The sequence below is a fragment of the Streptomyces sp. NRRL S-87 genome, from assembly GCF_000719335.1.
Taxonomy (GTDB): Bacteria; Actinomycetota; Actinomycetes; order Streptomycetales; family Streptomycetaceae; genus Streptomyces.
In genome coordinates this window covers 74,058-98,667 of sequence record NZ_JOGB01000005.1, presented here as the reverse complement: position 1 = coordinate 98,667, position 24,610 = coordinate 74,058, and the positions used below count along the sequence as shown (strand labels likewise).

Genomic DNA, 24,610 nt, shown 5'->3' with positions numbered 1-24,610 from the left:
GGCCCCGCACGACCGGCCCGTGCGTCGGTGCCACGGCGGGCCGGGGCGCCGGCGCCTCGGGTGACGGCAGGGTCCCGGCCCGGCCTCAGCGCCCCCTGGCCGCCAGCAGCTCCGCCTCCCGCTGCGGATCGAGCCCGACCGGCGGTCGGTCCGGGCGGTGCGGCGCGGTGCCGCCGACGGAGCGCAGCCAGGCCCAGGTGTCCTCGACCGTCTCGGCCACCGGCCGGCAGCGCAGCCCGGCGGCCAGCGCCCGCCCGACGGCGGCGCCGTGCACGGCGTCGTGGTCGGCCCCTGCGGGCACCCAGACCGGCAGGTCCGTCCACGGCTCGACGCCTGCGGCCAGCACCGTCTCCGGGTCGGTCCAGCACAGTTCGGCGCGGTCACCGGTGGTGCGGACGCAGGCGTCGAGCAGCGCGCCCATGGTGGCGTGGCCCGGCGGGGAGACCAGGTCGTACGGGCCGCCGAGCCGGGCCGCGAGGGCGTCCGCGGTCCAGCGCGCGAGGTCGCGGACGTCGACGTACTGGATCGGCAGCCCGTGCGGGCCGGGGGCGAGGACCGGGCCGCCGCGCGCGGCGCGGGCCAGCCACCAGGGCAGCCGGCCGATGTTCTCGTACGGCCCGAGGATCAGCCCGGCGCGCACCAGCAGGGTGCGGTCCGGCCCGAAGGCCGCCTCGGCCGCGAGTTCGCCGCCGCGTTTGGCCTCGGCGTACGGGGCCTCGGCGAGGTCCGGGGAGGAGTCGACGACCGGGGCGTCCTCGGCCGCGCCCGCGGGGGTCGGGTACCGGTAGACGGAACGGCTGGAAACGTACGTCCAGTGGGCGGCGCGCCCGGCGAGCAGCCGGGCCGCGTCCCGGACCGCGACCGGCGCCCCGGACCAGGTGTCGACGACGGCGTCCCACTCCCCGTGGGCCAGCGCCGCGAGCCCGCCGGGGGCGGTGCGGTCCCCGTGCAGCGAACGGACCCCGGCGGGCGGGACGTGGCGGCCCCGGTGGAACACCGTGACGTCCCAACCGCGCCCGAGCGCCTCCTCGGTGAGGGCGCGGCCGACGAACTCGGTCCCACCCAGCATCAGCAGCTTCATGGGGTCAGCCTGCCCCGGGGACCGGGCCGCCGGAACCCGCGATCGCGGTCAGCGAAGATCGCCCTCGGCGGAACGGGCCGTCTCCCGCACCGCGTCGGGCGGCCGTCGCGGGGACGTGACCTCGGCGACCCCGAGGTCGGCGCGCATCTCCCGGCGCAGCTCGTGCAGACGGTCACGGGCCGCGTCCAGGTGGGCGCGGATCCGCTGCGGGCCGTCGGACTCCCGCTGCGTGCCGCTCTGCAGGCGCTTGACGATCCCGTACGCCTGGTTGAGCTCGCGGTTGACCGCCGACGCCACCGCCAGCACGGGGTCCGGCACCACCATCTGCGCCTGCGCGTAGCAGGCCCGGTACTCGCCCCGTACCTCGTCCAGCTCGGTGGCCGGCCCGTCGGGACCCGGCCCGTCCTGCTCCGCCCCGTCCTGCTCCGCCCCGTCCGGCTCGGGCGCGCCCCGGTCCGGCGCGCCCCGGTCCGGCGGCAGCGCGTGCAGTGCGTCGTTGAGGACGCCGAAGTAGCGGCGCGCGGCCTGGTTCAGGGCGATGTAGTTCCCCCGGCGCAGGTCCGCCATGCGCTCCGCGGCACGAGCGCTCTCGTCGAGCCGGCGCAGCCGCTCCGCGCTGCTCCGCTCCGCTGCCGTCGCGCGCTCCGCGCTGCGCTGGCCGATCCACGTCGCGCACAGCGTCCCGCACACGCCGATGACGGCGACGACCAATGCCTCCACGGATGGCTCCTCCCTGCCCCGGCCGAACCGCCAACGGCCCTCGCCCGGACCGACGTTCGGCCTGCCGCGCTGCGCCGATGATACGGGGCCGCGGTCCCGCGGCCACTGCAACGGATCCCGTCGCGACCGGTGAGTTGCGGGGGCCGCGTCGGTAGCCTTCCCGTATGGAGAACTACTCGGCGGAGAACGACACGGGCTCCGGCCAGGACCTGCTGGAGTCCGGTCTGGCACTGCTGCGCAACCACTTACCGGGTCATGCTTCGGTCGAGATCGTGAAGGCACTCGCGGGCGGCTACACCGATGCCCGGGTGATGCTCTGCGACATCGGCAACAAACCGGGCCGGACCGGCGACCCGGTCCTGAACGGTCAGTACATCCTCAAGGCGGGCTTCTCCACCGGGCGTTCCCAGGCGGCGGCCCACCACGCCTTCGCCGGCGGACTCGGCGAGTTCGGCCGTACGCGGCTCCCGCAGCTGGTCCGCTCGCTCCAGGTCGCGGGCGCGAGCGTCGACGTCTACGACATCGCGGGCTTCAGCCTCGACCTACTGCGCTCGGCCGACCACGTCGACGCGGAGGACCGCGAGGAGTCCTGCGGACGGGCCGCCCGCGAACTGCTCGGCGCGCAACTCGACGCGGCGGGAGCGCCCGACTACCGGGGCACGGTCGGGACCGTGCTGCGCGAGTGGCTCGGCCAGGACTTCCCGGACGACCGGCGCGGCGCCCGCGTGCGCGAGGTCCTCGGCCGCCTCCAGCGCACCGGCCACGTCTTCCGCCACGAGGGCGAGCTCCTGCCGGACCCGCTGGTCCTGCTCCACCCCACCCTCGGCGTCGCCGACAGGACCATGCCCGCCTTCCGGGGGCCGGCCCACGGCGACCTGCACCTGCGCAACGTGCTCGTGCGCGGCTCCCGGCTGACGAAGGACCTGGCGTACTGGCTGATCGACGTCAACTGGGACGTGCCCACGCCCCTCCTGTACGACCACGCCTATCTGGAGCTGTCCGCCCTGCTGTTCGGACTGGGCGGCTCCACCAGCGGCCGGGTGCTCCCGCTGCTCGCCCGGCTCGAGGGCGAGAAGCTCACGGTGCCCGTCGAGCTGGACTTCAACGACTCCGGGCTGGTCAGCCTCCTGCGGAGCATCCGCGGGCAGACGGACGACGTACTGATGTCCCGCGAGCACAAGCGCGTGGACGTGTGGCGCCGCCAGTTGCTCATGGCCCGCGTCGCCGCCGGTCTCAACTGGGCCGCCAAGCCCCTGGACGACATGGCGCTGCGGCGCGCCGCGCTGGCCAGTGCGGGCTGGGCCGCGCGCCTGCTGCTGCGCGAGCACCACCAGGAGCTGTGGGTCGACATAGCGGCGGAGATCGGCACGAGCACCACCGGGGCGGCCACCGCCACCGGGGCGAAGCCGGTCACGGCGCAGGAGGCGCTGCGCCGCTGGAAGCCGTTCCGGCAGACGCACGGCGGGATCGACCTGTTCCTGATCGCCGACGAGGTCGACTCCCGGCCGGAGTTGACGGCACTGGCCCACTGCGGCTGGGCGACCGTGGTCGACCTCGATCCGGACAGCGACGACGACGGCCTGTCCAGCGTGGTCGTGCCCGAACTCGCGGATCGGCGCCACGTCAGCGTCTTCGGCGCCAACCGGATGCCCGTACCGCCCGGCAACGCGACGAACTGGCTCATGGCCAACGGCTGGACGACCCACGACGAGCCGGCCACCGACTCGGACCGGCTGTGGCGCCGCCGCGGTCACCTCCAGCGGGTACGACAGCTCATCGACGAGACCCACGAGGGCACCCCGCACCAGTCGGCGGCCGTCCTGGTCCTGCGCTCCGGGGCGCACGACGGGGAGATCGACTCGGTGATCGAGTACATCGACGAGCGGTACGACGGGATCACCGAGCTCCTCGAACTCGCCCAGGCGCCGGCCGTCGACGGTTTCGACATCGACGGGTTCCTCGGCGTCGTCGCCGAGTCCCTGCCCCCGGAGGGAAGCGGTTCGACGCCGTCCCTGCCGGGCCTCGAAGGACGCCGCTGGGCCCTCAAGTGGTCCGATCTGCACCGGTTGTCGGTCGACCTGGAGGTGCTGCACTCCGAGATCCTGTCCGGCACGGAGGGCACCCAGCAGCTCACCGACGAGTTCTGGCGCGGCCGACCGCCCACCTGGCACGAGCTCGAGATCCCCATCGACGTCAAACGGGACGCCTACCCGGGCCTCCTCAAGGACGTGACGCAGCGCCTGAGCGACCACCAGCTCGCCACCGTCCACCTGGACCACTCCCCGGGCGCGGGCGGTACGACGCTCGCCCGCCGCGTGGCGTGGGACCTGCACCGCAGTTATCCGACCGTGCTCCTGAGGCAGTACTCGGAGACGACGGCCGACCGGATCGACGAGATCTACCAGGAGACCGGTTTCCCCGCGCTCGTGATCGCGGAGTCCGCCATCCTGCCGGAATACGACCGCGACGAGCTGGTCCACTCCCTGGCCCAGAGCAACACCCGTGCCGTGCTGCTGTGGGTCAACCGCACCAACGCCGACCGCAAGGAGACCAAGCACAAGCTGCTGGACCCGCTCCAGGGCACCGAACGCGAACGCTTCCTCCAGAAGTTCCGGGAACGCGCGGAGACGGACCGGGCGCTCCGGCTCCTGGACGGCCTCGCCACGGACGCCGGGGACGTCGTGGCCGCACCGAAGCTCTCGCCGTTCTTCTTCGGCCTGTGCGTGTACGAGGAGCAGTTCGAAGGCATCGCCTCCTACGTCCGCAACCACTTCACCGGCCTCACCCGGGAACGCAAGGAGCTCGCCCGCCACCTCGCGCTCCTCACCCGCTACGGCCAGGAGCGCGGGCTGCCGATCGTCATGGTCGACGCCTGGCTGGGGCACGACCGACCGCTCTACTCACCGGTGACCGACGAGGAGCTCACCGCGCTCCTGGGCCCGGACCTGCGGCACCTGGTCGTCACCGAGCGCGGCGCCCTGCGCCTGCTGCACCCCCTGATCGCGGAGGCCGTCCTGAGCGGCGAGTTCGACGGCGAGCGCTACGGCCTCGGCAAGATCTCCGTGGACTTCATCCGGAAGACGACGAAGCTGCTGGGCCCCAACAACATGACGACCACGGGCCTGCTCAACGAGCTGTTCACCCGGCGCACCAGCTCGTCCGGCTACGGTCAGAAGCCCGACAACTTCTCGGAGCTCATCGAGTCCATGTCGAAGGAAGCGGGCGCCGAGGTGTTCGAGGTGCTCACCACGCAGTGCCCGGACAACGCACACTTCTGGAACCACCGTGGCCGCTTCGCCATCTACAAGGTCAAGACCGACTTCGGCAAGGCCGAGGGGTTCGTCCTCAAGGCGGTGGAGAAGTCGCACGGCCGGGACGCCACGCACTGGCACACCCTGGGCATGGTGCGGCGGTTCTGGATCGAGAACAAGCTCAACCAGATCCTGCGGGACACCACGGAGCGGCACACGCCGGAGGAGCTCCTCACCGAGATCGAGCCGCTGTTCGACCTCGCGATGGAGGCGTTCACCGCCGCCAGCAAGTTCAAGAACACGGAATTCACGTGGTCGACCCCGATCCAGCTGATCGCCACGGTCGTGGAGCGCCTGTGGAAGACCTCGGGCGAGGAGAGCCTGGCGGACTTCATGGAGGGCGACGACAGCACGGCCGTCTGGGTCACGGAGCAGATCGGGCGCGCCGAGGAGCTCCTCGACAACCTCCGGAACCTCAACGCCGAGGGACAGTACTACCAGAAGCTCGACAGCAAGCTGACGGCGCTCTACGGCGACGTCGAGCGGCTCGTGGAGCAGTGGCAGGAGCTGCGCAGCCGGGGCAAGGACAACCCCGAGGTGGACGTGGCCATCGCCCGCACGCTGTACGCGAAGGGCGGCCGCGACTGGTCCCGGCTCCCGGTGGAGCAGGCCCGCACCATCGCCGAGATGACGGGCGCGGCCGTCGACAGCGGGCGGGCCACCGACGCGGACCTGCGCCTGTGGTTCCAGTCCTACCGGCGCATCCCCGAGTACTCGGAGACGCACGCGCTGGAGCGTCTCGCCTGGTTCGCGTCCGAACGCAACAGCCTCGACGCGAACTACTACCTCTACATCCTGCACTTCGTCATCTGGCACCGCGGGGACGCCCAGGACGAGGACCGCATCCGCTACTACCTGGAGGAGTGCAAGCGCCTGAGCCGGCAGCACCGCAGGCAGTGGAGCTTCGAGTGGTTCGGCAGCAGCTCGCGGCCGCACCCGCTGGTGCACTTCAGCGAGATGGGCCGGCAGCGCTACGGGCCGAGCGGGTTCTGGAGCCGTCCGCAGGAGCTCGCGCGCGTCAGCGGGGTGATCGAGGAGATCAAGAGCCCCCAGTCCGGTCGGCTGAGGGTGGCCCGCAGCCAGCTGCCGGCCTTCTTCACGCCCCGCAACCGGTTCCGGCAGACCCGTGACGTGAACGAGTCCGTGGAGTTCTACCTCGGATTCAGCTACGAGGGGCTGCGCGCCTGGGAACCCACCTATCCGGGCGAGACGCCGGAGGCGCTGACCAACGCGGAGCCGCTCGGCGCGCTCCCGCCCCCGGGCGGGTCGAAGCCGGCGCTGCTCCTCCCGGGTCCCGGCCCCGCGGCCGCAGCCCCCGCCTCCGGAGCCGCCGTGGCCTCGACCACCGACCCGGTTGCCGAGCCGGCCGAGGCCGTCGTCCGGGCCGCCCCGGCCCGTACGCCCGGGCCGTACCGCGTCGACCCCGCGGTGCTGCGTTCCCTGGCCTCACGGCCGCGCGGCCGCGGCGGTCCGGAGGACTTCAAGAAGGCCGTGCACGACCTGCTGCGGCGGGCCCGGAGCGAGGACCGTCCACTGAGCTCGCTGGAGCTCGGGCAGGCGCTGCAGAGCACCTTCGGCCTGGAGGCGTACGACCGGTTCCGCAAGGAGCAGGGGAAGGGAGGGCTGAAGGCCGCCGTGGAGACCCTCGGCTTCCGGGTCGTGCCGACCCGGCAGGGGTTCGACGTCGAGCTGCCGTAGGCGTCCGTTGCCGCGTGGCGGCGCCCCCGCGCCGGTCCGGTCGCGGGGGCGGCGTCGTTCGGGAACGTCAGTCGATGCCCGGAAGGATGTGGGGCTCGGCGAGGTCGTCCTCGTACCCGGCCAGTCGGATGGGGGCGGAGCGGGCCCACACCTCGAGGCTGCCGAGCTCGTCGGACCGGCGGACGGGCCGCTCGGTGCGTTCGGTCAGGACTTGATCATGCTTCTTCAACTCAGGTGACACCGCGCACTCCTTCATGTCGCGTGACCCGTCGGGTGCGGCCGCGGGCCGGGTGGATGGGGGATCCGGTCGCGGTGGCGCCGTTCGTGTTCGCTACGGCTGCGGCCTGGTGAGGCCGTCCGTGTGCCTCAGCGTACACATTTGAGCGTAGATCCGCTCGATCGTTGAACGGGTCTCCCTCGAGGGAGGGATGAGTTCCAGCCTGTTTTCACTTGGTCGCCGGGAGTTCAGCGTCCCGTACCTCGGAGTGTTCACCCGACCGTGATCTGCTCGCCCCGGTGGACGGACGGCCTTCGGAAGGGACTCGTCGTGGCGGAGACCAGCATGCGTGACGGGCGCGCGGTACGCAGTGTCGCGGAACTCGTGGATCTCTTGGACGCCTGCCGCGGCGCATGGGACACGCCCGACCGCACCGGCGACCCCGTCGACCTGTACGACCACGCGCTGCAGACCGCGCACCTGCTCCGGCGCTCGCACCCGGCCGACAAGGAGCTCCAGGTCGCGGGACTCGTGCACGACCTGGGGCACTTGCTCCGTCCGGGTGATGACGCGGGCCACGCCGAGACGGGCGCGGCGGCCGTCCAGGACCTGCTCGGAGCGCGTGTCGCGCGGCTGGTGCGACTGCACGTGCCGGCGAAGCGGTACCTGGCGGCGGTCGAACCCGGGCGGGCACTGTCGGCGCAGAGCACGCTGACCCTGCGGGTCCAGGGCGGGGTGATGGGGCCGGCCGAAGTGGCGGCGTTCGAGGCCGATCCGGACGCGGCGGCCGCGGTGACACTCCGGCAGGCCGACGACGCGGGGAAGGTCGTCGGCCTGGCGGTCGGGGACATGGAGGACTGGCGGCCGGTCCTGGAACTCGTCGCGGACCGGGCGTACGCGCCGTGAGGCGCCGGGGGGACGGACGCGCGGGCGCGGTCGGCCGGGACGGCCGGCCGACCGCGCACGGCGTTCGGGTTCGGGTTCGGGTTCGGTCCGGGTGGGCGCTCGGTTACCAGTTGGCGGGCGCGTAGTCCTTGAGGAAGACGCCGTACAGGTCCTCGCCGGCCTCGCCGCGGACGACGGGGTCGTAGACGCGGGCCGCGCCGTCGACGAGGTCGAGGGGGGCGTGGAAGCCCGCCTCGGCCAGGCGCAGCTTGTCGTAGTGCGGACGCTCGTCGGTGATCCACCCGGTGTCGACCGAGGTCATGAGGATCTTGTCGGTCTGGAACATCTCCTGGCCGCTGGTCCGCGTCACCATGTTCATCGCGGCCTTGGCGGCATTGGTGTTCGGGTGCCCCGCGCCCTTGTAGCCGCGGCTGAACACGCCCTCCATGGCCGAGACGTTGACGACGTACGCCCGCCCGCTGGCCGCCCGCCTCGCCGCCTCGGCCATCGCGGGTCGGAGCGCGCTGATCAGGATGAACGGCGCGGTGTAGTTGCACAGCTGGGTCTCGAGCAGTTCCACCGGGGTGATCTGGTCGATGGTCTGCACCCAGGTGTTGGTCTCGACGACGTCCGGCAGCAGGCCGCCGGCGTCGATGGCGGTGCCGGCGAGGTGCCGCTCGATGCTGGCGTTGCCCGCCACCAGGGCGAGGTCGGCGACCTTCTGGGCGTCCAGCCCGCTCGCGCCGAGGGGCAGCGCCGCCAGGCCGTCGACCGCACCGGAGTTGAAGGCGCCGATCACGTGGTGGGCCGGGAGCTCACCGGCGGGCAGCGGGGCGTTCTCCCCCTCGACCAGCGCGGCGTACGCGGTGGGCAGGCGGCGCACGGTCTGCGTCGCGTTGTTGATGAGGATGTCCAGCGGACCGGCCGCGGCGACCTGGTCGGCGAGCGCGACGGCCTGCGCCGGGTCGCGGAGGTCGATGCCGACGACCTCCAGGCGGTGCATCCAGTCCGCCGAGTCCTCCATCGCCTTGAAGCGGCGGATGGCGTCCTTGGGGAAGCGGGTGGTGATCGTGGTGTGGGCGCCGTCGCGCAGCAGCCGCAGCGCGATGTACATGCCGATCTTGGCCCGGCCGCCGGTGAGCAGGGCGCGCTTGCCGGTGAGGTCCGCGCGGGCCTCGCGCCTGGCGCGGTTCTCGGCCGCGCACGCCGCGCAGAGCTGGTGGTAGAAGTAGTCGACCTCGACGTACCGCGTCTTGCAGACGTAGCAGGAGCGCGGGCGCTGGAGTATGCCGGCGATCCGGCCGGCCTCCGTGACCGAGGACGGCAGGAGGCCCTCGGTCTCGTCGTCGATGCGCTCGGCGGAGCCGGTGGCGGTGGCCTCGGTCACGGCCTTGTCGTTGGCCGTCTTGGCGGCGCGGCGCTCCTGGCGGCGGCGCTGCTTGACCGTGCGGTAGATGCCGGCGGTGGCACGGCGCACGGTGATCGCGTCGGGGTGGTCGACGTCGATCTTGTCGAGCTCTTCGAGCACGCTCAGGCAGACGGCCAGGCGCTCGGGATCGATGCCCGGGCCGTACACCTGGTTGTCTTCAGTCACCGTCATGGCCGCTGCCGTTCCTCTGTCGCGCGTGGTCACGTCCCAAAGGGAAGACTTTACGGAGCGCCCGGCCCCCCTTCCAAACCCGCTCACCTTCCGCTACCGGAGCGGTGCATTCCGTGTGTTCGCGGGGCCGTCTGCGGTCCTGCGACGTCCTGCCCGTCGTCCCGGGAGGGCTGCGGGGGGTCCCGCCGTGCGGTGCGGGCGGTCGCTACGCCCGTACCGCGACCGCAGTACGACCAGGACCCTGCTCAGGCAGGAGGAATACTCGAGTGGGGGGCGGCATTGTGGAGAACATGGACGTCTCCCCGCGGAGCCCCCGATGAGCGCACTGGCGCTGGCGGTCCTCCTCTCCCTGATCTCGGCCCTCGCCTACGCGAGCGGGGCGATCGTCCAGGAACGGGTCGCGGTGAGCACGCCGGACCGTACCTACGCACCCCTGCGGCACGCGGGCTGGTGGTTCGCGGTCGCACTGAACGGGCTGGGCGCGGTGCTGCACGTGGCGGCCCTGGCGTACGGGCCGCTGAGCCTGGTCCAGCCGATGGGCGCGCTCACCATCGTGTTCGCGCTGCCGCTCGCCGCCCTCTTCGTGGGCCGTCGCGCCGGCCGCACCGCCTGGCGCGGCGCGCTGCTGGCGACGGCCGGGCTCGCCGGGCTGCTGGCGTTGACGGGCGAGGCGCACTCGGAGCCCCTGTCGACGGCTGAGCAGGCCGTGCTGGTGCCGGTGACGGCGGGCGCGGTGGTGCTGCTCTTCGCGCTGGCGCGGTGGGTGTACCGGCCGGTCGGACGCAGCGTCCTGCTGGCGGCCGCCGCGGGTACCGCGTTCGGCATCGCGTCGGTGTTCACCAAGTCCGTCGCCGTGGCGTGGACGGTCGACGCGCCGCTCGCGCAGTATCCCGACATGCTCGTCATCGCCGTACTGGCCTGCACCGGGCTGCTGCTGTCGCAGGCCTCCTACCGGGGCGCGGGCCTGACCGCCCCGCTGGCGGCGGTCACCGTGGTGAACCCGGTGGTCGCGGCGACCGTCGGGCTCACCTTCTTCGGCGAGTCGTTCCGGCACGGGGTGGCGGGCGGCCTGGTGGCGGTGGTGTTCGGGCTGCTGACCGCGGTGGGGCTGGTGCTGTTGATGTCCGAGCGGCACGCCTCCGACGTGGCGGCGCGCTCGTCGATCTCAGAGGGCCGAGTGGTGGCCGGTTCGGCGGACCGACCGGTGGGTGGCGTGGAAGGCGGCCGAGCGCCGGCCCGCGCGGACGGTCGAGCTGTGGCCGGGGTCGCCGTGCGGGCGACCCCGGCGCCGTCAGACCGAGACGCCGTGTCCGCGCAGGTACGCGAGCGGGTCGATGTCGGTGCCGTAGCCGGAGCCCGTGCGGATCTCGAAGTGCAGGTGCGGCCCGGTGCTGTTGCCGGTGGTCCCGGAGCGCCCTATCCGCTGCCCGGCGTTGACGGACTGCCCCGCCCGTACGGACAGCGCCGACAGGTGCGCGTACTGCGAGTACCGGCCGTCGGCGTGGCGGATCACGATCTCGTACCCGTAGGCCCCGGCCCAGCCGGCCGAGACGACGGTGCCTGAGCCGACCGCCTTGACGGAGGTCCCGGTGGGCACGAGGAAGTCCACGCCCGTGTGGTAGCCGCTGGCCCAGTGCGATCCCGAGGTCCGGTACTGGGTGCCGATGGAGGCGCTCACGGGGAGCACGAAGCCGCCGGCGTGCGTACGGTGCGCCGGCTTCGTGGCGGCCGGCTTCGTCCCGCCGGGCCTGGCCGGGGCGGGCTTCGCGACGCGCGGGGGCTTGGCGTCCGGCCGCGGCGCCGTGTGGCGCGGCCGGTCGGTGACGCGGAGCGAGAGGCGCTGGCCGGGGTAGATCAGGTTCGGGTCGTCCCCGATCACGCGCTGGTTGGTGGCGTAGAGCGCCTGCCAGCCGCCGGCGACCCGGTGGTCCTGGGCGATCGCGGAGAGCGAGTCTCCGGGGGCGACGGTGTACGGGGAACCCGGCCCGGCCACGGCGTGTCCGGCGGCGGTCCGCTGCGCACCCCGGTCCGTGGCGGCCGGCCGGGCCTTGGTCTCCTGTACGGGCTGGGTGCGGCGGGTCTGGGTCCGCTGGCCGCCGCCCGGGTCGGTGTCGGGGGCGGGCCCGCCGCGGTGCAGTCCGGCCTCGGGGCCGCAGACGGGCCAGGCGCCGGGGCCCTGGCCCTCGAGGACCTTTTCGGCGATGGCGATCTGCTGGCCCTTGGTGGCGAGGTCGGCGCGGCGGGCGTAGACGGTGCCGCCGTACTCGCGCCAGGTGCTGCTGGTGAACTGCAGGCCGCCGAAGTAGCCGTTGCCGGTGTTGACGTGCCAGTTGCCGCTGGACTCGCAGGCGGCGACCTTGTTCCACGTGTCGACGGTCGCGGCGTCGGCGGCGGTTCCCGCGACGAGCGGCAGCACGATTCCGGCGCCGCCCGCCGTGACCGTCAGCGAGGCTCGGTTGATGCTGCTCGGCTGGTACCGGCGGTGCCGGCCGCGTGCGGCCATGAGTCCCCCCTTGAAGACATCAGGAGCCGCTCAACCTAACGGCGGCGGCCGGAGCGTGACAAGGGGGCTCACAGGGGCGCAAGAGCGCCTCCCCATAAGGAAGTTGCTATTCCGTCGAGGTGTCGACGGTCGCTCGGGGGTTCGCGCCGGGGGCACTTGACGCAGCGTCGTACGGGCCGTGCACCGGCGCACGGGAGGGGGCACACGCAAGTGGGTTGCTGCCCATGGGAGTTGACGTGACGTTCGTCAACCCGGCGGGTGGTGGTGGCGGGCGCCCCGCGTTGGTTCGGGGGGAGGTGGGGGTGGCGCGCGGGGGTGCTGGAATGGCGAGAAGCTGTCCTGCCTCCGGACCAGCCTGCCCTGCCGCCCCCAGCACCTCCCCCACACACCACGGGACCCGCCCGGCACTGCCGGGGATCCGGCGGCCTGGGGGTGCCTCCGGTGGGCGCCGCGGCCCGCGGAGAGGGACAGTGAAGGCATGCGAGTCACTCACGGCCCACTGGCCGGGGACGAGACCCGTCCCCCCGATCCCGAGCCCGCACCGGTGCCGGACCCGACGCCGACGCCGCAGCCGCCTCCTATGCCCCCACCGCCGACGCCCGGGCCGATCCCGGAGCCGGACCCGATCCCGCCGCCCCCGGGCCCCTCGCCGATCCCGCAGCCCGGCCCGCTCGGCTGAGCCTGCGTACGGCTCCCACCCCCCGCCACGGGTCTGCGGAGCCGTTGCTGCTCCGCGCTCGTCGTGGTCGAGCGGCCGACGGGGGCCCGGTCGGCGTCAGGCCGTACCGGTACCCGCCGCGGCCCGGGCCGCGGCGGCCAGCCCCAGGACGGGGCTGGCCAGTACCGGGACGTCGGTCGCGGCCACGGCGGCGGCGGCGGGAGCCATCGAAGCCTGCGCCAGCACGACGACGCCCACCCCGGTGCCGTGCGTCGGGGCGGTGGCCGTCACGGCTTCCACCGCGCGCGCCACCAGGGCGATGTAGCCGTCGGCGTCGCCGGCCTCGAACCGGTCCCAGGCGCCCGGCACCAGCCGGGTCTCCACGCTGAGCGGCGCCTCGCCGCCGGCCCGGGCGAGGGACTCCTCTTCCAGGAGGGCGGCCGTGGGACCCAGGGTGCTCTCCACCGCTGCCAGGACCACCACGCGCCCGCCCAGGCGCGCCGCCTCCGCGGCCATCGGGCGGTCCACCCGCAGCACGGGCACGCCCAGTGCCGCCGCCTGCGACTCGGCCACGGCGCCGATGGTCGAGCAGGTGCACAGCACCGCGCCGGCACCCCCGGCCACGGCCTCCGCCAGCAGGTCCCCGACCTGCGCGGCGACGGCCTCCGGCCCGTGTTCCCGGGCGCCGGCCAGCAGCTCCGGCGCCACCACGTGGTGCAGCTCCAGGTGGGCGTGGTCCCGGTCCCGCAGCGCGTCGAAGACCGGGACGTGCACCGGTGAGGTGTGCAGCAGGGCCAGGGTCACCACGGGGACGGATCCTCGGCGAGCTGCTTCTGCGCCGCGGCCACGAGCTCGGCCGGGGGTTCGGGGGCCTCGTCGGGGTGCCGGGCGGCCCACGCGGCGGCGTACGGGCACAGCGGCACCACCGGCACGCCTTCCGCCGCCGCGATCCCGTAGAACGCCCGGACCAGGTCGCCGCCGATGCCGCGGCCCTCCTGGCCGGGCTCGACCACGGTGTGCACGGCGACCAGCGCCGGCACCTCGCCCGCCAGCACGACGTAGGCGATGCGGCCCACGACCTGCCCGCCGTCCCGGGCCTCCAGCAACCCGGCGGCCCGCTCGTCCCTGATCTCGACCGTCACCGCGACGCCCTCCCTCGACCCCTCGATGTCCCGATGCGCGGCCCCGGGCCGCGCCCGCCCTCCCGTGGGGGACGGCGCCGGCGTCAGCGGGCCGCGGCGACCGCGTGCGGGCCGCGCTGCTGATCCGTACCCGGAACCGGCGCGGACATGTCGGCGCCGAGTTCGACGATCCGGTTGTCCGCGTCCACGTGGACCACGCTCGGCACGAGCGCACGGGCCTCGGCGTCGTCGACCTGGGCGTAGCTGATCAGGATGACGAGGTCCCCGGGGTGCACCAGGTGCGCCGCGGCGCCGTTGATGCCGATCACGCCCGAGCCGCGCTCGCCCTCGATGACGTACGTCTCCAGGCGCGCCCCGTTGGTGATGTCGACGATGTGCACCAGCTCGCCGGGCAGCAGGTCCGCCGCCTCCATGAGCTCGGCGTCGACGGTCACGGACCCGACGTAGTGCAGATCGGCCTGCGTGACGGTAGCCCGGTGGATCTTGGACTTGAACATGGTACGAAGCAACGTGAGCTCCTAGAAGACGGCTCCCTGCCTGCTTTCTGCAGGTCAAGGGCGCTCTGCACTCTACACGGACGCCCGCTGAGAGGAAGATGGGGTCGGGATCCCGGGGCGCGCAACCGCACCCCGGCGGTGGCTTGCGCCTTCCGGCACGGCGCCCTGTGGCACCCTCGCCGGTCCCTCCTGGTCGCCTTCGTCCCCGAGCGCCGTCCGCGGGCCGGTCACCTGGCCGCCGGGCGCCTCCGGTGCCCGGCTCAGGCGGTCGCGGCCTCCACCCGGCCCGTGGCGACGGCGTCCACGAGGGCCTGGTGGTCGCGCTCGTTCTGGTCGGCGTAGAGCTCGGCGAACGTCACCAGGGCCCGGTCGAAGGCGTCGCCGCCGCCCAGGTACGAGGCGATGGCGATGCGGTCGCCCGACCGCGCGTGCGCGCGGGCCAGCACGGCGCCGCACATCTCGCCGAAGGCCTGGAGGCCCGTCGGCAGCATCTTCTCGGGCTCCGCGATGCCCTTCCAGTCGCGCAACTGCCTGATGTAGAAGTCCCGTCGGCGGCCGTCGATGCCGTCCACCCGCTCCCAGCCGAGGAAGGCGTCGCTGGTGGCCTGCAGCAGCCGCTGGCCCGAGACCACGCGCTCGCCCTGCGAGGCGTAGCGGCTGGCGCCGGCGAAGGGCGCGAGCACGGATTCGTCGGCCTCCTTGGCCTGCAGGAACAGAGGGTCCTCGTCGTCCCTGCCGAGCAGCAGCACGATCCAGCAGCGGGTGCCCACGCTGCCGACCCCGACCACCTTGCGGGCCATGTCGACGAGCCGGTACTGGTCCAGCAGGAACCTCCGGTCGGACTGCACCGTCCTGGCGTACCGCTTGATCAGCTTGCGGATCATCCGCTCCAGCTCCGTCCGCTCGGTGCCCGGGAGCAGGTCCTGGAGCGGCGTGACCAGGGGTGGGTCCGGCGCGATGCGGACCTCCCCGTCCACGACCCGGGTGAGCTTGCGGTAGACCTGGAGGTTGTCCCGGGTGCGCGCCTTCGCCACCGCCTGCTCCCAGCGGTCGCGGGCCCGGCCGCCCAGGCCCTGGACGAACCGGGACTGCACGTCGTGCTCCTCGAACTGGGCGTACCAGACGGGGAGGTTGCCCATCGTGGCGAACCGTCGCATCCACTCGCGGTAGGAGCGCACGGTCGCGTTCACGATGCGGGTGCGCTCCTTCTCGCCGAACCCGTTCGCCCGGCCCGCGATGACGAAGCTGGCGGCCAGCCTCTTGACGTCCCACTCCCACGGGCCCGGCAGCGTCTCGTCGAAGTCGTTGAGGTCCACCATCAGGCGGCGTTCGGGCGAGGCCAGCAGCCGGAAGTTCAACAGGTGTGCGTCACCGCACAGTTGGGTGGTGATCCCGGACCGCGGGGTGCCCGCCAGGTCCCCGGCCATGATGGCCGCGGCCCCCCGGTAGAAGCGGAACGGCGACTCGGCCATCCGGCCGTAGCGGAGGGGCACGAGCTCGGGCACCCGCCTCGCCGACTGCGCCTCGATGACGTCCACCGGGTCCGGCCGCTTCTCGGTGGGGGCGTACTCGGCGTGGCTGGAGCGGGGTACGGAGCGTCGGGCCGCCTTGCCGAGGGCGGCCCGCTCCTGCGGCGTGCGGTGCCGGACGTCGTTCTGCGCTGCGGTCATGCCGGCCACCGTCCTAGGGACCCCCCGTACGTGCGGACCGGGAGGGCAGGCGCCCAGCGGGCCGCCGTCCCGACCCCCTCCACCAACGTAGCTCCGGGCGGTGTGCCCGGCGAACGGGGCACCGGCTCAGGGCGCCTTCGGCGGGGCGGGCGGGTTGGGGTCGGGACTGGAGGCGGGAGCGGCGGCGGGCGCGGCCGTGGGAGCGGCGGCGGCGAGTTCGCCCTCGCCCTCCGTGTCGATGTGGGGGAGGATGCGGTCCAGCCAGGCGGGGATCCACCAGGCGCGTTCGCCCAGGAGCGTCATGGTGGCGGGGACGAGCAGGAGGCGGGCGACCGTGGCGTCGATCAGAACGCTCACCGCCAGGCCCAGGCCCAGCATCTTGACGACGATGTTGTCGCTGACGATGAAGGCCGCGAAGACGCTGACCATGATCAGGGCCGCGCAGGTGATGACCCGGGCCGTGATCTCCAGCGCGTGGGCCACGCTCGCCTTCGCGTCGCCGGTGCGCAGCCACGCCTCGTGCACGCGGGACAGCAGGAAGATCTCGTAGTCCATGCTGAGGCCGAAGACGATGGCGAACATCATCATCGGCACGTAGCTCTCGATCGGCACCTTGCCCGACACGCCGAGCGCCGGGCCGCCCCAACCCCACTGGAAGACGGCGACCACGACGCCGTACGAGGCGCCGATCGAGAGCACGTTGAGCACGGCCGCCTTCACCGCCACCAGGAGGCCGCGGAAGACGACGAGGATGACGAGGAACGCCAGGCCGACGACGACGAGGATGATCAGGACCAGCCGGCTGGAGACGATCTCGAGGAAGTCGACCTGGGCCGCGGTCGTGCCGGTGACGTAGGTCTTGGCGGCGGTGCCGGAGACCGCCTGCGGCAGGACGTCGTGCACCAGGTGCTCGACCAGCCGGGTGGTCTTCTCGTCCTGCGGGCTGGCGACCGAGTAGGCGGTCGCCAGCAGGACGTCCCCGTCCGAGGTGGGCTTCAGCGGGGTGACGAGCGCGGCGTCGGGCACGCCCGTCAGGGCCTTGCCCGCCGCGGTGGCCAGTGCCGAGCGGTCCGCGGCCGGTACGGAGGACTGGTCGATCACGAGCGTGAGCGGTCCGTTGGAGCCCGGACCGAAGGCCTCGGACATCAGGTCGAAGGCCCGCCGGTCGGTGAACGACTCGGGGTCGGCGCCGTCGCCGATGTGCCCGAGCTGGATGGAGAACAGCGGGATCGCCAGGACGACCAGCACCGCGACGCCCGAGATCAGGAAGGTCCACGGCCTGCGCTCGACCCGCAGCGCGTACCGGTGCCAGGCGCCCGTGACCTCCTCGCCCGGCTCGGCGTCGGTCTCGGCGATGGGCTTGCGGACCGTGAGGCGGTCGATGTGGCGCCCGACCGCCCCGAGCATCGCGGGGACCAGCGTCAGGGCACCGAGGACGGCGGTGACCACCGTGACGGCCGCGGCCAGGCCGAGCTTGCCGATGAAGCTGACCCCGGACACCCACAGACCGGAGAGGGCGATGATGACGGTGCAGCCGGAGACCAGCACGGCCCGGCCGCTGGTGGCCGTGGCCATGCCGCCGGCGCTCACCGGGTCCAGGCCGTTCATCAGGTTCTGGCGGTGGCGGGTGATGAGGAAGAGCGCGTAGTCGATGCCGACGCCCAGACCGATCATCGTGGCCAGCGTGGGTGAGACCGTGGCGAACGTGAAGGCCGCCGCCAGCAGGCTCAGCAGGGCCAGGCCGCAGATCACCGCGATCAGGGCGGACACCAGCGGCATGACGGCGGCGACGACGCTGCCGAAGCCGATCAGGAGCACCACGACGGCCACCGCGAAGCCGATGGCCTCGCTGGTGCGGTCGTCGGCCTCGGGGCGCGCCAGTTCGCCCAGCGGGCCGCCGTACTCGACGTCCACGCCGGCCGCGCGCAGCGGCTGGACGGCCGCGTCGACGCCGTCCAGGTAGCTCTCTTCGAGGGTGGAGGGCGCGACGTCGAACCGCATGGTGATGTACGCGGTCTTGCCGTCCGTGGACAGCGGGCCGACGTTCGGGGTGCCCGCCGGGGGCGGGGGCGGGGGCGGAGTGCCGGGCGGCGGCAGCGGGCTCTGGGCGGACAGGACGTGCGGCAGCTTCCCGAGTGCGGTGACTGCGGAGCCGATCTGGTCGCCGAACTGGGTGAGCGGCTTGGCCGGGTCGTTGAGGACGACCTGCGCGCTGTAGCCGCCGGCCGCCGGCTCGTGTTCCTGCAGGACGTCGAGGCCCTTCTGCGACTGCGCGTCCGGCAGGGCGAAGTCGTCGGAGTAGTCACCGCCGTACACACGGCCCAGTGCCTGCAGGCCGACGAGCGCGACCAGCCAGAGGACGATGACGACCACGGCGCGCCGGGCGCACCACTCCCCGACGCGCCGCAGGAGGCCCTTCCGGGCGGACCCGGTGGTCGGGGTGCCGCCGGGCGCGGCAGGGCGGTCGGGCACGGGCGCGGACGATGCCATGCGGACTCCCCGGATGACGAGCACCGGCGCCGGACGCCCGTACGAGGCGGTCGCAGCGGCCGTGTGGCGCTGCAGCGTGCTCCGCCCGGGGCGGTGCACGTTCTGGACACCGCCATTGAAGTCGGGGCCGGATCCGGCGGCACGCCGCGCGGGCCGACCGGATGAACGCCCGCCCGCGCACCCGCCCGCACCCCGCCGCCGCCCCTCCCGTCCCGGGTGCCCGCCGCCCGGCGCGGCCTTAGCGTGGGGGCACCGCGCGGCGTCGGCGCGGGGAACGGGCCGACCCGGGGAAGGGACTGCCATGCGTCGATATCCGCCGATCGGGGACCACGGACTGATCGGGGACCTGCGGACGGCCGCCCTGGTCTCCTCCGACGGGGTGCTGGACTGGTTCTGCGCCCCCCGGTTCGACTCACCGAGCCTGTTCGCCGCGCTCCTCGACCACGACCGGGGCGGCCACTTCACCATCACCGAGGACGGTCCCGGGACCACCACGCGCCAGCTCTACCTCGCGGACACCGCCGTCCTCGTCACCCGGTTCATGACCGAGGAGGGCGTCGGCGAGGTCATCGACTTCATGCCGTTGGGCGAGGCCGAGGCCCCGGCGGGCCAGAACCGGATCATCCGCATCCTCCGGGTCACCCGCGGCACCGTCCGCTTCCGGCTCGACTGCCGGCCCGCCTTCGACTACGCCCGCGGCACCCACGGCCTCACGCTGCAAGGCGACACCGCGCACTTCACGACGCCGGACCTCGCCGTGTTCCTCCAGGTCGGCGGGCCGGTCCGGCTGACCTCCGACGGGACGGGGGTGCACGGGGAGGCGCTGCTGCGGCAGGGCGACATGGCGGCGGCCGTCCTGACGGTCTGCCACGGCCCCGCGGCGGCGACGGCCCCGGAGCCGATCACCGAGGGCCGCATGCGGCACGCGTTCTACTCGACGTACGAGTACTGGCACCGCTGGCTGCGGCGCAGCCGGTACCGCGGTCGCTGGCAGCAGATGGTCAACCGCTCGGCGATCACGCTGAAGCTCATGACGTACGCCCCCACCGGCGCCCCGGTCGCCGCCGTCACCATGGGCCTGCCCGAGCGGGTGGGCGGCGAACGGAACTGGGACTACCGGTACACCTGGGTGCGGGACGGCTCCCTGTCGGTCAAGGCCCTCCTCGACCTGGGGTTCGAGGAGGAGGCGGACGCGTTCCGCCGCTGGCTGGGCGGACGGGTGACGGACCGCAGGACGGTGACCGGCGAACCGCTGCAGATCATGTACCGGGTCGACGGCGACCCGCACCTGGACGAGGCGGTGCTCGACCACCTGGAGGGCTACCGCGGCTCGGCGCCCGTGCGGCTCGGCAACGGCGCGGCCGAGCAGCTCCAGCTCGACATCTACGGCGAGGTCGTCTTCGCCCTCAGCCACGGCAGCGACGTGACCCAGACGGCCGGGTACGACGGCTGGCAGAACCTCAGCGCGCTGCTCGACTGGCTGGCCGCCAACTGGGACCGGCCCGACGAGGGCATCTGGGAGACCCGGGGCGGCCGGCAGGACTTCACGTACAGCCGCCTGATGTGCTGGTCGGCCTTCGACCGCGGCATCCGGATGGCCACCGAGCTGGCGCGGCCGGCCGACGTGGCGGGCTGGACCGCGGCCCGGGACGCGGTGTTCCGGCAGATCGTCGAGCGCGGCTACAGCCCCCGCCGGCAGGCCTTCGTCCAGGCGCTCGACGGGGACGTCCTGGACGCCGCGCTGCTGCTCCTGCCCACCGTCGGGTTCCTGTCCCCGAAGGACCGCCGCTGGCTGTCGACCCTGGACGCGATCGAGTCCGACCTGGTCTCCGACAGCCTCGTGCACCGCTACGACCCGGGCGAGTCCCCCGACGGCCTGCGCGGCGACGAGGGCACGTTCTCGCTGTGCACCTTCCTCTACGTCGGCGCCCTCGCCCGGGCCGGCCGGCTGGGCATGGCGCGCTACGCGTTCGACAAGATGCTCACGTACGCCAACCACGTCGGCCTGTTCGCCGAGGAGATCGGCCCGAGGGGCGAACAACTGGGCAACTTCCCGCAGGCCTTCACCCACCTGGCCCTCATCACCGCCGCCCAGGCCCTCGACGAGGCCCTGGACCGCGCGGAGGACTGACCCCGGCCCCGCATCCCGGGGCCCGGTACCCCGTCGCTACCCTTCCTGCGGCACATACCAGGGAGGGGCCACGGTGAGCAGGGCGCAGACGGAACCGAGGGTCGGCACGAGATGTCCGGAGTGCGGCGCGGACGTGCCGGTGGACGAGGGGTACGTCACGTGGTGCGAGCGGTGCGACTGGAACGTCGACCCGCGTGAGCCGGAGCCCGAGCCGGGTCGGATCGACGCGCTGCGCCGGCGCCTCGCGCACCGGCACGGGACCCGGTTGCTGGCCGAGCTGACGGCCGCCGGGGAGTCGGCCAGGCCGCACCGCGACCGGGTCTCCGTGCTGGCGTACGCGCTGGCCGTGCTGGTGCAGGGCCTGATGCTGGTGCTCGTGGCCGTCGCGGTGCTGCTCGTCGTGGTGGGGTGGGAGACGGTGGTGCAGCCGGCCGTCGGCGTCATCCTGCTGGGCGCCGCCTGGGCGCTGCGGCCGCGCGTGGCCCGGTTGCCGCAGGAGGGGCCGGTGCTGCGGCGGGCCGACGCGCCGGGGCTGTTCGCCCTCGTCGACGAGGTCGCCGCGGTGGTCGGCACCCGGGGCGTGGACGCCGTGGTCGTCACGGCGGAGGCCAACGCCGGAGTGAGCACGTACGGACTGCGCGGGCGGCGGGTGCTGGTTCTCGGGATGGGCCTGTGGGAGGTGCTCGGCCCCCGCCAGCGGGTGGCGCTGCTGGGCCACGAACTGGGCCACTACGCCCACGGCGACACGCGCCGGACCGCGCTCGTCGGCGGGGCGCTGCGGTCCCTGGCCGGGTGGATGTACCTGCTGGCGCCCCGGCGGCCCAGGACGCTGCTGGACTGGGTCGTGAACGCGCAGTTGGCGCTGCCGTGGGCGACGGCGTACGCGGCACTGGCCGGCATGGAGCACCTGACGCTGCGCAGCAGCCAGCGGGCCGAGTACCTGGCCGACCGCAGCGCGGCGCGGGCCGGCTCGTCCGGGGCGGCGGCGGAGCTCCTCGACCGGCTGCTGCTGACCGGGGCGATCCACGGCGAGCTGCGCCGGGAGTCGGTGGCGGCGCAGTTGTCCGGCGGCCGGGCGGCGCGGGACGCGGCCGAGCAGGGACTGTGGGAGCGGCTGACCGCGTTCGTGGCGGCCGTGCCGGACCGGGAGTACGAGCGCCTGCGGCGTGCCGGGGCCCGGCGGGGGCACTGCGCGGACAGCACCCATCCGCCGACCCACCTGCGCCGCCGGTACGTGCTGGGCGGCGCCCCGCAGCGGGGCGCGGTCGACCTGTCGGCGGAGCGTTCGGAGGTGGTGGCGGCCGAACTCGCGCCGGCCCGGGCCGTGCTGGCCCGTACCGTCATCCGCGACTTCGCCGGCTGACGGGCACCCACACACCACGGGACGGCCCCGCGAAGCGAGCCCACCCCGACCCCGGAAGCCGCCGGAGCGTAGCCGTCACCCCAGCAGTGCGTAGACCGTGGAAGCCCGGGCCGCCGGCTCCTCCTGGCCCTCGGCGGTCATGGTGATGTCGGCGAACGCCATGCGCTTGCCGAGTTTGGAGATGTCGACCCGGACCAGCAGGTCGGCGCCGACGACCGGGCGCTGGAAGCTGGTCGACTGCTGGACGGTCGTCATGGGCCCGTACCCGCCGCGGGCCGCCGAGACGGCGATGACGGTGGCGGTGTCGGCGGCGGCCATCATGGCCTGACCCGACAGGCCCCCGCCGTCCCGGGCGAGGGCGTCGGACCAGGGCAGCCGCAGCACGGCGTGCCGCTCGCCGGTCTCGGCGACGGTGAGGCCGAGGGCGAGCACCCAGGGGGCGAAGTTGTCGGTGAGGATCTTGTCGGCCTCGGCCGTGGTCAGCGTCACGGGTCGATTGTGGCGGCCGGTGGGGGCCGCCACAACACCCGTGCCTGCGCGGGTCAGAGCCCCGCAGCCAGCTCCGTGCCCTGGCGGATGGCGCGCTTGGCGTCGAGTTCGGCGGCCACGTCGGCGCCGCCGATGAGGTGCGCCCGCACGCCGGCCGCGGTGAGCTCCTCGTAGAGGTCGCGGCGCGGCTCCTGGCCGGTGCTCAGGACGACGGTGTCGGCGGGCACGGTGCGTGCCTCGCCGTCGACGGTGATGTGCAGGCCCTCGTCGTCGATGCGCTCGTACGTCGCGCCGGCGACCATGGTCACGCCCCGGTGCTTGAGCTCGGTGCGGTGGATCCAGCCGGTGGTGGTGCCCAGGCCGGCGCCGACCTTGGTGGTCTTGCGCTGGAGCAGGTGCACGGTGCGCGGCGGGACGGGCCGCTCGGGCGCGCCGAGGCCGCCGCGGGCGCCGTAGGCGGTGTCGACGCCCCAGTGCCGGAAGTACACGGCCGGGTCCTGGCTGGCGCCCTCGCCGCTGTCGGTGAGGTACTCGGCCACGTCGAAGCCGATGCCGCCGGCGCCGACGACCGCGACCCGCTCGCCGACCGGGGCGCCGTCGCGCAGGACGTCGAGGTAGCTGACGACCTTGGGGTGGTCGACGCCCTCGATGTCGGGGGTGCGCGGGGTGACGCCGGTGGCGACGACCACGTCGTCGTAGCCCTCGGCCGCCAGGGCGGCGGCGTCGGCGAAGGTGTTCAGGCGGACGTCGACGCCGTGGAGTTCGAGCTGGGTGGCGAAGTACCGGACGGTCTCGTCGAACTCCTCCTTGCCGGGGATGCGGCGGGCGATGTCGAGCTGGCCGCCGATGTGGCCGGAGGCCTCGTAGAGGGTGACGGAGTGGCCGCGCTCGGCGGCGGAGACGGCGCAGGCGAGGCCGGCCGGGCCGGCGCCGACGACCGCGACGCGCTTGGCGGTGCGGGTGGGGCCGAGGACGAGCTCGGTCTCGTGGCAGGCGCGCGGGTTGACCAGGCAGGAGGTGATCTTGCCGCTGAAGGTGTGGTCGAGGCAGGCCTGGTTGCAGCCGATGCAGGTGTTGATGGTCTCGGGGCGGGCGGCCGCGGCCTTGGCGACGAAGTCGGCGTCGGCGAGGAACGGGCGGGCCAGGGAGACCAGGTCGGCGCGGCCCTCGGCGAGGATCTCCTCGGCCTTCTCGGGGGTGTTGATGCGGTTGCTGGTGACCAGCGGGATGCTCACCGCGCCCATCAGCTTCTGCGTGACCCAGGTGTACGCGCCGCGCGGGACGGAGGTGGCGATGGTGGGGATGCGGGCCTCGTGCCAGCCGATGCCGGTGTTGATGATGGTGGCGCCGGCGGCCTCGATCTCCTTGGCCAGCCGGACGACCTCCTCCAGCGTGGAGCCGCCGGGGACGAGGTCGAGCATCGACAGGCGGTAGACGAGGATGAAGTCCGGGCCGACGGCCTCGCGGGTGCGGCGGACGATCTCCAGGGGGAAGCGGACCCGGTTCTCGTACGAGCCGCCCCAGCGGTCCTCGCGCTTGTTGGTGTGCTCGGCGGTGAACTCGTTGATCAGGTAGCCCTCGGAGCCCATGATCTCGACGCCGTCGTAGCCGGCGGACTTCGCCAGGCGGGCGGCGCGGACGAAGTCCTCGACCGTCTCCTCGACCTCGGCGTCGCTCAGCTCGTTCGGCACGAAGGGGCTGATGGGGGCCTGGATGGCGCTGGGAGCCACCAGGTCGGGGTGGTAGGCGTACCGGCCGAAGTGGAGGATCTGCATGGCGATCCGGCCGCCCTCGGCGTGCACGGCGTCGGTGATGACCCGGTGCTCGGCGGCCTCCTCCTCGGTGGTGAGGCGGGCACCGCCCGGGAAGGGGCGACCGCGGTCGTTGGGGGCGATGCCACCCGTGACGATCAGGCCGACGCCGCCGCGGGCGCGCTCGGCGTAGAAGGCGGCCAGCCGCTCGAAGCCGCGCTCGGTCTCCTCGAGGCCGGTGTGCATCGAGCCCATGATCACGCGGTTCGGCAGCGTGGTGAAGCCGAGGTCCAGGGGGCTCAGCAGGTGCGGGTACGGGGTCATGGGGGCGCCTCCTCGCGCGATGTCGTCCACCCCGTTGTACCGGCCGGTAACCGGTTATGCAACTAGGTGCACAACCACCT

General features: G+C 73.7%; 16 protein-coding genes and 1 pseudogene. 5 read left to right on the top strand and 12 right to left on the bottom strand.

The window, feature by feature from the left end:
- Positions 1 to 85: 85 nt before the first annotated feature.
- On the bottom strand, positions 86 to 1,081 hold the full coding sequence (locus tag IF43_RS0104960) for an NAD-dependent epimerase/dehydratase family protein (protein ID WP_030194314.1): 996 nt from the start codon (positions 1,079 to 1,081) through the stop codon (positions 86 to 88).
- A 48-nt stretch (positions 1,082 to 1,129) separates the two neighbouring features.
- Complete coding sequence (locus IF43_RS0104955; RefSeq protein WP_063753268.1) at positions 1,130 to 1,801, bottom strand: hypothetical protein; 672 nt, start codon at positions 1,799 to 1,801, stop codon at positions 1,130 to 1,132.
- Positions 1,802 to 1,965: 164 nt separating this feature from the next.
- Between IF43_RS0104955 and IF43_RS0104950 the strand changes: the two genes are divergently transcribed.
- Positions 1,966 to 6,810: a hypothetical protein gene (locus tag IF43_RS0104950; protein ID WP_030194308.1), complete on the top strand. Its 4,845-nt coding sequence runs from the start codon at positions 1,966 to 1,968 to the stop codon at positions 6,808 to 6,810.
- A gap of 67 nt (positions 6,811 to 6,877) precedes the next feature.
- Here IF43_RS0104950 and IF43_RS40400 read toward each other — a convergent pair whose 3' ends face one another.
- Positions 6,878 to 7,051 (bottom strand): hypothetical protein, encoded by a 174-nt coding sequence (locus IF43_RS40400; protein ID WP_234331949.1) that lies wholly within the window; start codon positions 7,049 to 7,051, stop codon positions 6,878 to 6,880.
- 321 nt (positions 7,052 to 7,372) lie between these two features.
- Here IF43_RS40400 and IF43_RS0104940 point away from each other — a divergent pair, with 321 nt between their 5' ends.
- Entirely contained in the window at positions 7,373 to 7,933 is a 561-nt protein-coding gene (locus tag IF43_RS0104940) for an HD domain-containing protein (protein WP_037887417.1), read from the top strand.
- A 103-nt stretch (positions 7,934 to 8,036) separates the two neighbouring features.
- Here IF43_RS0104940 and IF43_RS0104935 read toward each other — a convergent pair whose 3' ends face one another.
- Complete coding sequence (locus IF43_RS0104935) at positions 8,037 to 9,512, bottom strand: SDR family NAD(P)-dependent oxidoreductase (RefSeq protein WP_030194302.1); 1,476 nt, start codon at positions 9,510 to 9,512, stop codon at positions 8,037 to 8,039.
- A gap of 316 nt (positions 9,513 to 9,828) precedes the next feature.
- Between IF43_RS0104935 and IF43_RS38945 the strand changes: the two are divergent.
- Positions 9,829 to 10,644: pseudogene (locus tag IF43_RS38945) on the top strand (DMT family transporter); the annotation flags it as partial.
- Between the two features lie 159 nt (positions 10,645 to 10,803).
- Here IF43_RS38945 and IF43_RS0104925 read toward each other — a convergent pair.
- The 6 genes from IF43_RS0104925 to IF43_RS0104900 form a co-directional block, all read right to left on the bottom strand.
- Positions 10,804 to 12,015, bottom strand: a complete 1,212-nt coding sequence (locus IF43_RS0104925) for a transglycosylase family protein (protein WP_030194298.1) — start codon at positions 12,013 to 12,015, stop codon at positions 10,804 to 10,806.
- A gap of 775 nt (positions 12,016 to 12,790) precedes the next feature.
- Positions 12,791 to 13,477 carry an aspartate/glutamate racemase family protein gene (locus IF43_RS0104920; protein WP_030194295.1) on the bottom strand — a complete coding sequence of 229 codons (687 nt, stop codon included), beginning with the start codon at positions 13,475 to 13,477 and terminating at the stop codon, positions 12,791 to 12,793.
- A complete protein-coding gene (locus IF43_RS0104915; protein WP_030194292.1) occupies positions 13,474 to 13,815 on the bottom strand; it encodes a GNAT family N-acetyltransferase in 342 nt (113 codons plus the stop codon). The genes IF43_RS0104920 and IF43_RS0104915 overlap by 4 nt, the downstream gene beginning before the upstream one ends.
- Before the next feature lie 83 nt (positions 13,816 to 13,898).
- Positions 13,899 to 14,324, bottom strand: a complete 426-nt coding sequence (gene panD, locus IF43_RS0104910; RefSeq protein WP_030194290.1) for an aspartate 1-decarboxylase — start codon at positions 14,322 to 14,324, stop codon at positions 13,899 to 13,901.
- Positions 14,325 to 14,572: 248 nt separating this feature from the next.
- A complete protein-coding gene (locus tag IF43_RS0104905; RefSeq protein WP_030194289.1) occupies positions 14,573 to 15,982 on the bottom strand; it encodes a DUF2252 domain-containing protein in 1,410 nt (469 codons plus the stop codon).
- A gap of 126 nt (positions 15,983 to 16,108) precedes the next feature.
- Positions 16,109 to 18,472 (bottom strand): MMPL family transporter, encoded by a 2,364-nt coding sequence (locus tag IF43_RS0104900; protein WP_051794734.1) that lies wholly within the window; start codon positions 18,470 to 18,472, stop codon positions 16,109 to 16,111.
- A 301-nt stretch (positions 18,473 to 18,773) separates the two neighbouring features.
- On the opposite strand from IF43_RS0104900, the gene IF43_RS0104890 reads away from it, so the two are divergent.
- Together IF43_RS0104890 and IF43_RS0104885 are read left to right on the top strand one after the other, a co-directional pair.
- Positions 18,774 to 20,603, top strand: a complete 1,830-nt coding sequence (locus IF43_RS0104890) for a glycoside hydrolase family 15 protein (RefSeq protein WP_030194283.1) — start codon at positions 18,774 to 18,776, stop codon at positions 20,601 to 20,603.
- 133 nt (positions 20,604 to 20,736) lie between these two features.
- On the top strand, positions 20,737 to 21,966 hold the full coding sequence (locus IF43_RS0104885; RefSeq protein WP_030194281.1) for a M48 family metallopeptidase: 1,230 nt from the start codon (positions 20,737 to 20,739) through the stop codon (positions 21,964 to 21,966).
- A gap of 75 nt (positions 21,967 to 22,041) precedes the next feature.
- Here the strand turns inward: IF43_RS0104885 and IF43_RS0104880 are convergent, their stop codons facing one another.
- Both IF43_RS0104880 and IF43_RS0104875 read right to left on the bottom strand, forming a co-directional pair.
- Positions 22,042 to 22,455, bottom strand: a complete 414-nt coding sequence (locus IF43_RS0104880) for a PaaI family thioesterase (protein WP_030194279.1) — start codon at positions 22,453 to 22,455, stop codon at positions 22,042 to 22,044.
- A 53-nt stretch (positions 22,456 to 22,508) separates the two neighbouring features.
- Positions 22,509 to 24,530, bottom strand: coding sequence for an NADPH-dependent 2,4-dienoyl-CoA reductase (locus tag IF43_RS0104875; RefSeq protein WP_030194277.1), 2,022 nt, complete (start codon positions 24,528 to 24,530; stop codon positions 22,509 to 22,511).
- Between the last annotated feature and the right edge of the window lie 80 nt (positions 24,531 to 24,610).

Excerpts from the sequence above, each read along its gene's own strand:
- IF43_RS0104960 (WP_030194314.1), bottom strand. The coding sequence starts at position 1,081 with ATGAAGCTGCTGATGCTGGGTGGGACCGAGTTCGTCGGCCGCGCCCTC.
- IF43_RS0104950 (WP_030194308.1), top strand. The coding sequence starts at position 1,966 with ATGGAGAACTACTCGGCGGAGAACGACACGGGCTCCGGCCAGGACCTG.
- IF43_RS0104940 (WP_037887417.1), top strand. The coding sequence starts at position 7,373 with ATGCGTGACGGGCGCGCGGTACGCAGTGTCGCGGAACTCGTGGATCTC.
- IF43_RS0104935 (WP_030194302.1), bottom strand. The coding sequence starts at position 9,512 with ATGACGGTGACTGAAGACAACCAGGTGTACGGCCCGGGCATCGATCCC.
- IF43_RS0104925 (WP_030194298.1), bottom strand. The coding sequence starts at position 12,015 with ATGGCCGCACGCGGCCGGCACCGCCGGTACCAGCCGAGCAGCATCAAC.
- IF43_RS0104905 (WP_030194289.1), bottom strand. The coding sequence starts at position 15,982 with ATGACCGCAGCGCAGAACGACGTCCGGCACCGCACGCCGCAGGAGCGG.
- IF43_RS0104900 (WP_051794734.1), bottom strand. The coding sequence starts at position 18,472 with ATGGCATCGTCCGCGCCCGTGCCCGACCGCCCTGCCGCGCCCGGCGGC.
- IF43_RS0104890 (WP_030194283.1), top strand. The coding sequence starts at position 18,774 with ATGCGTCGATATCCGCCGATCGGGGACCACGGACTGATCGGGGACCTG.
- IF43_RS0104875 (WP_030194277.1), bottom strand. The coding sequence starts at position 24,530 with ATGACCCCGTACCCGCACCTGCTGAGCCCCCTGGACCTCGGCTTCACC.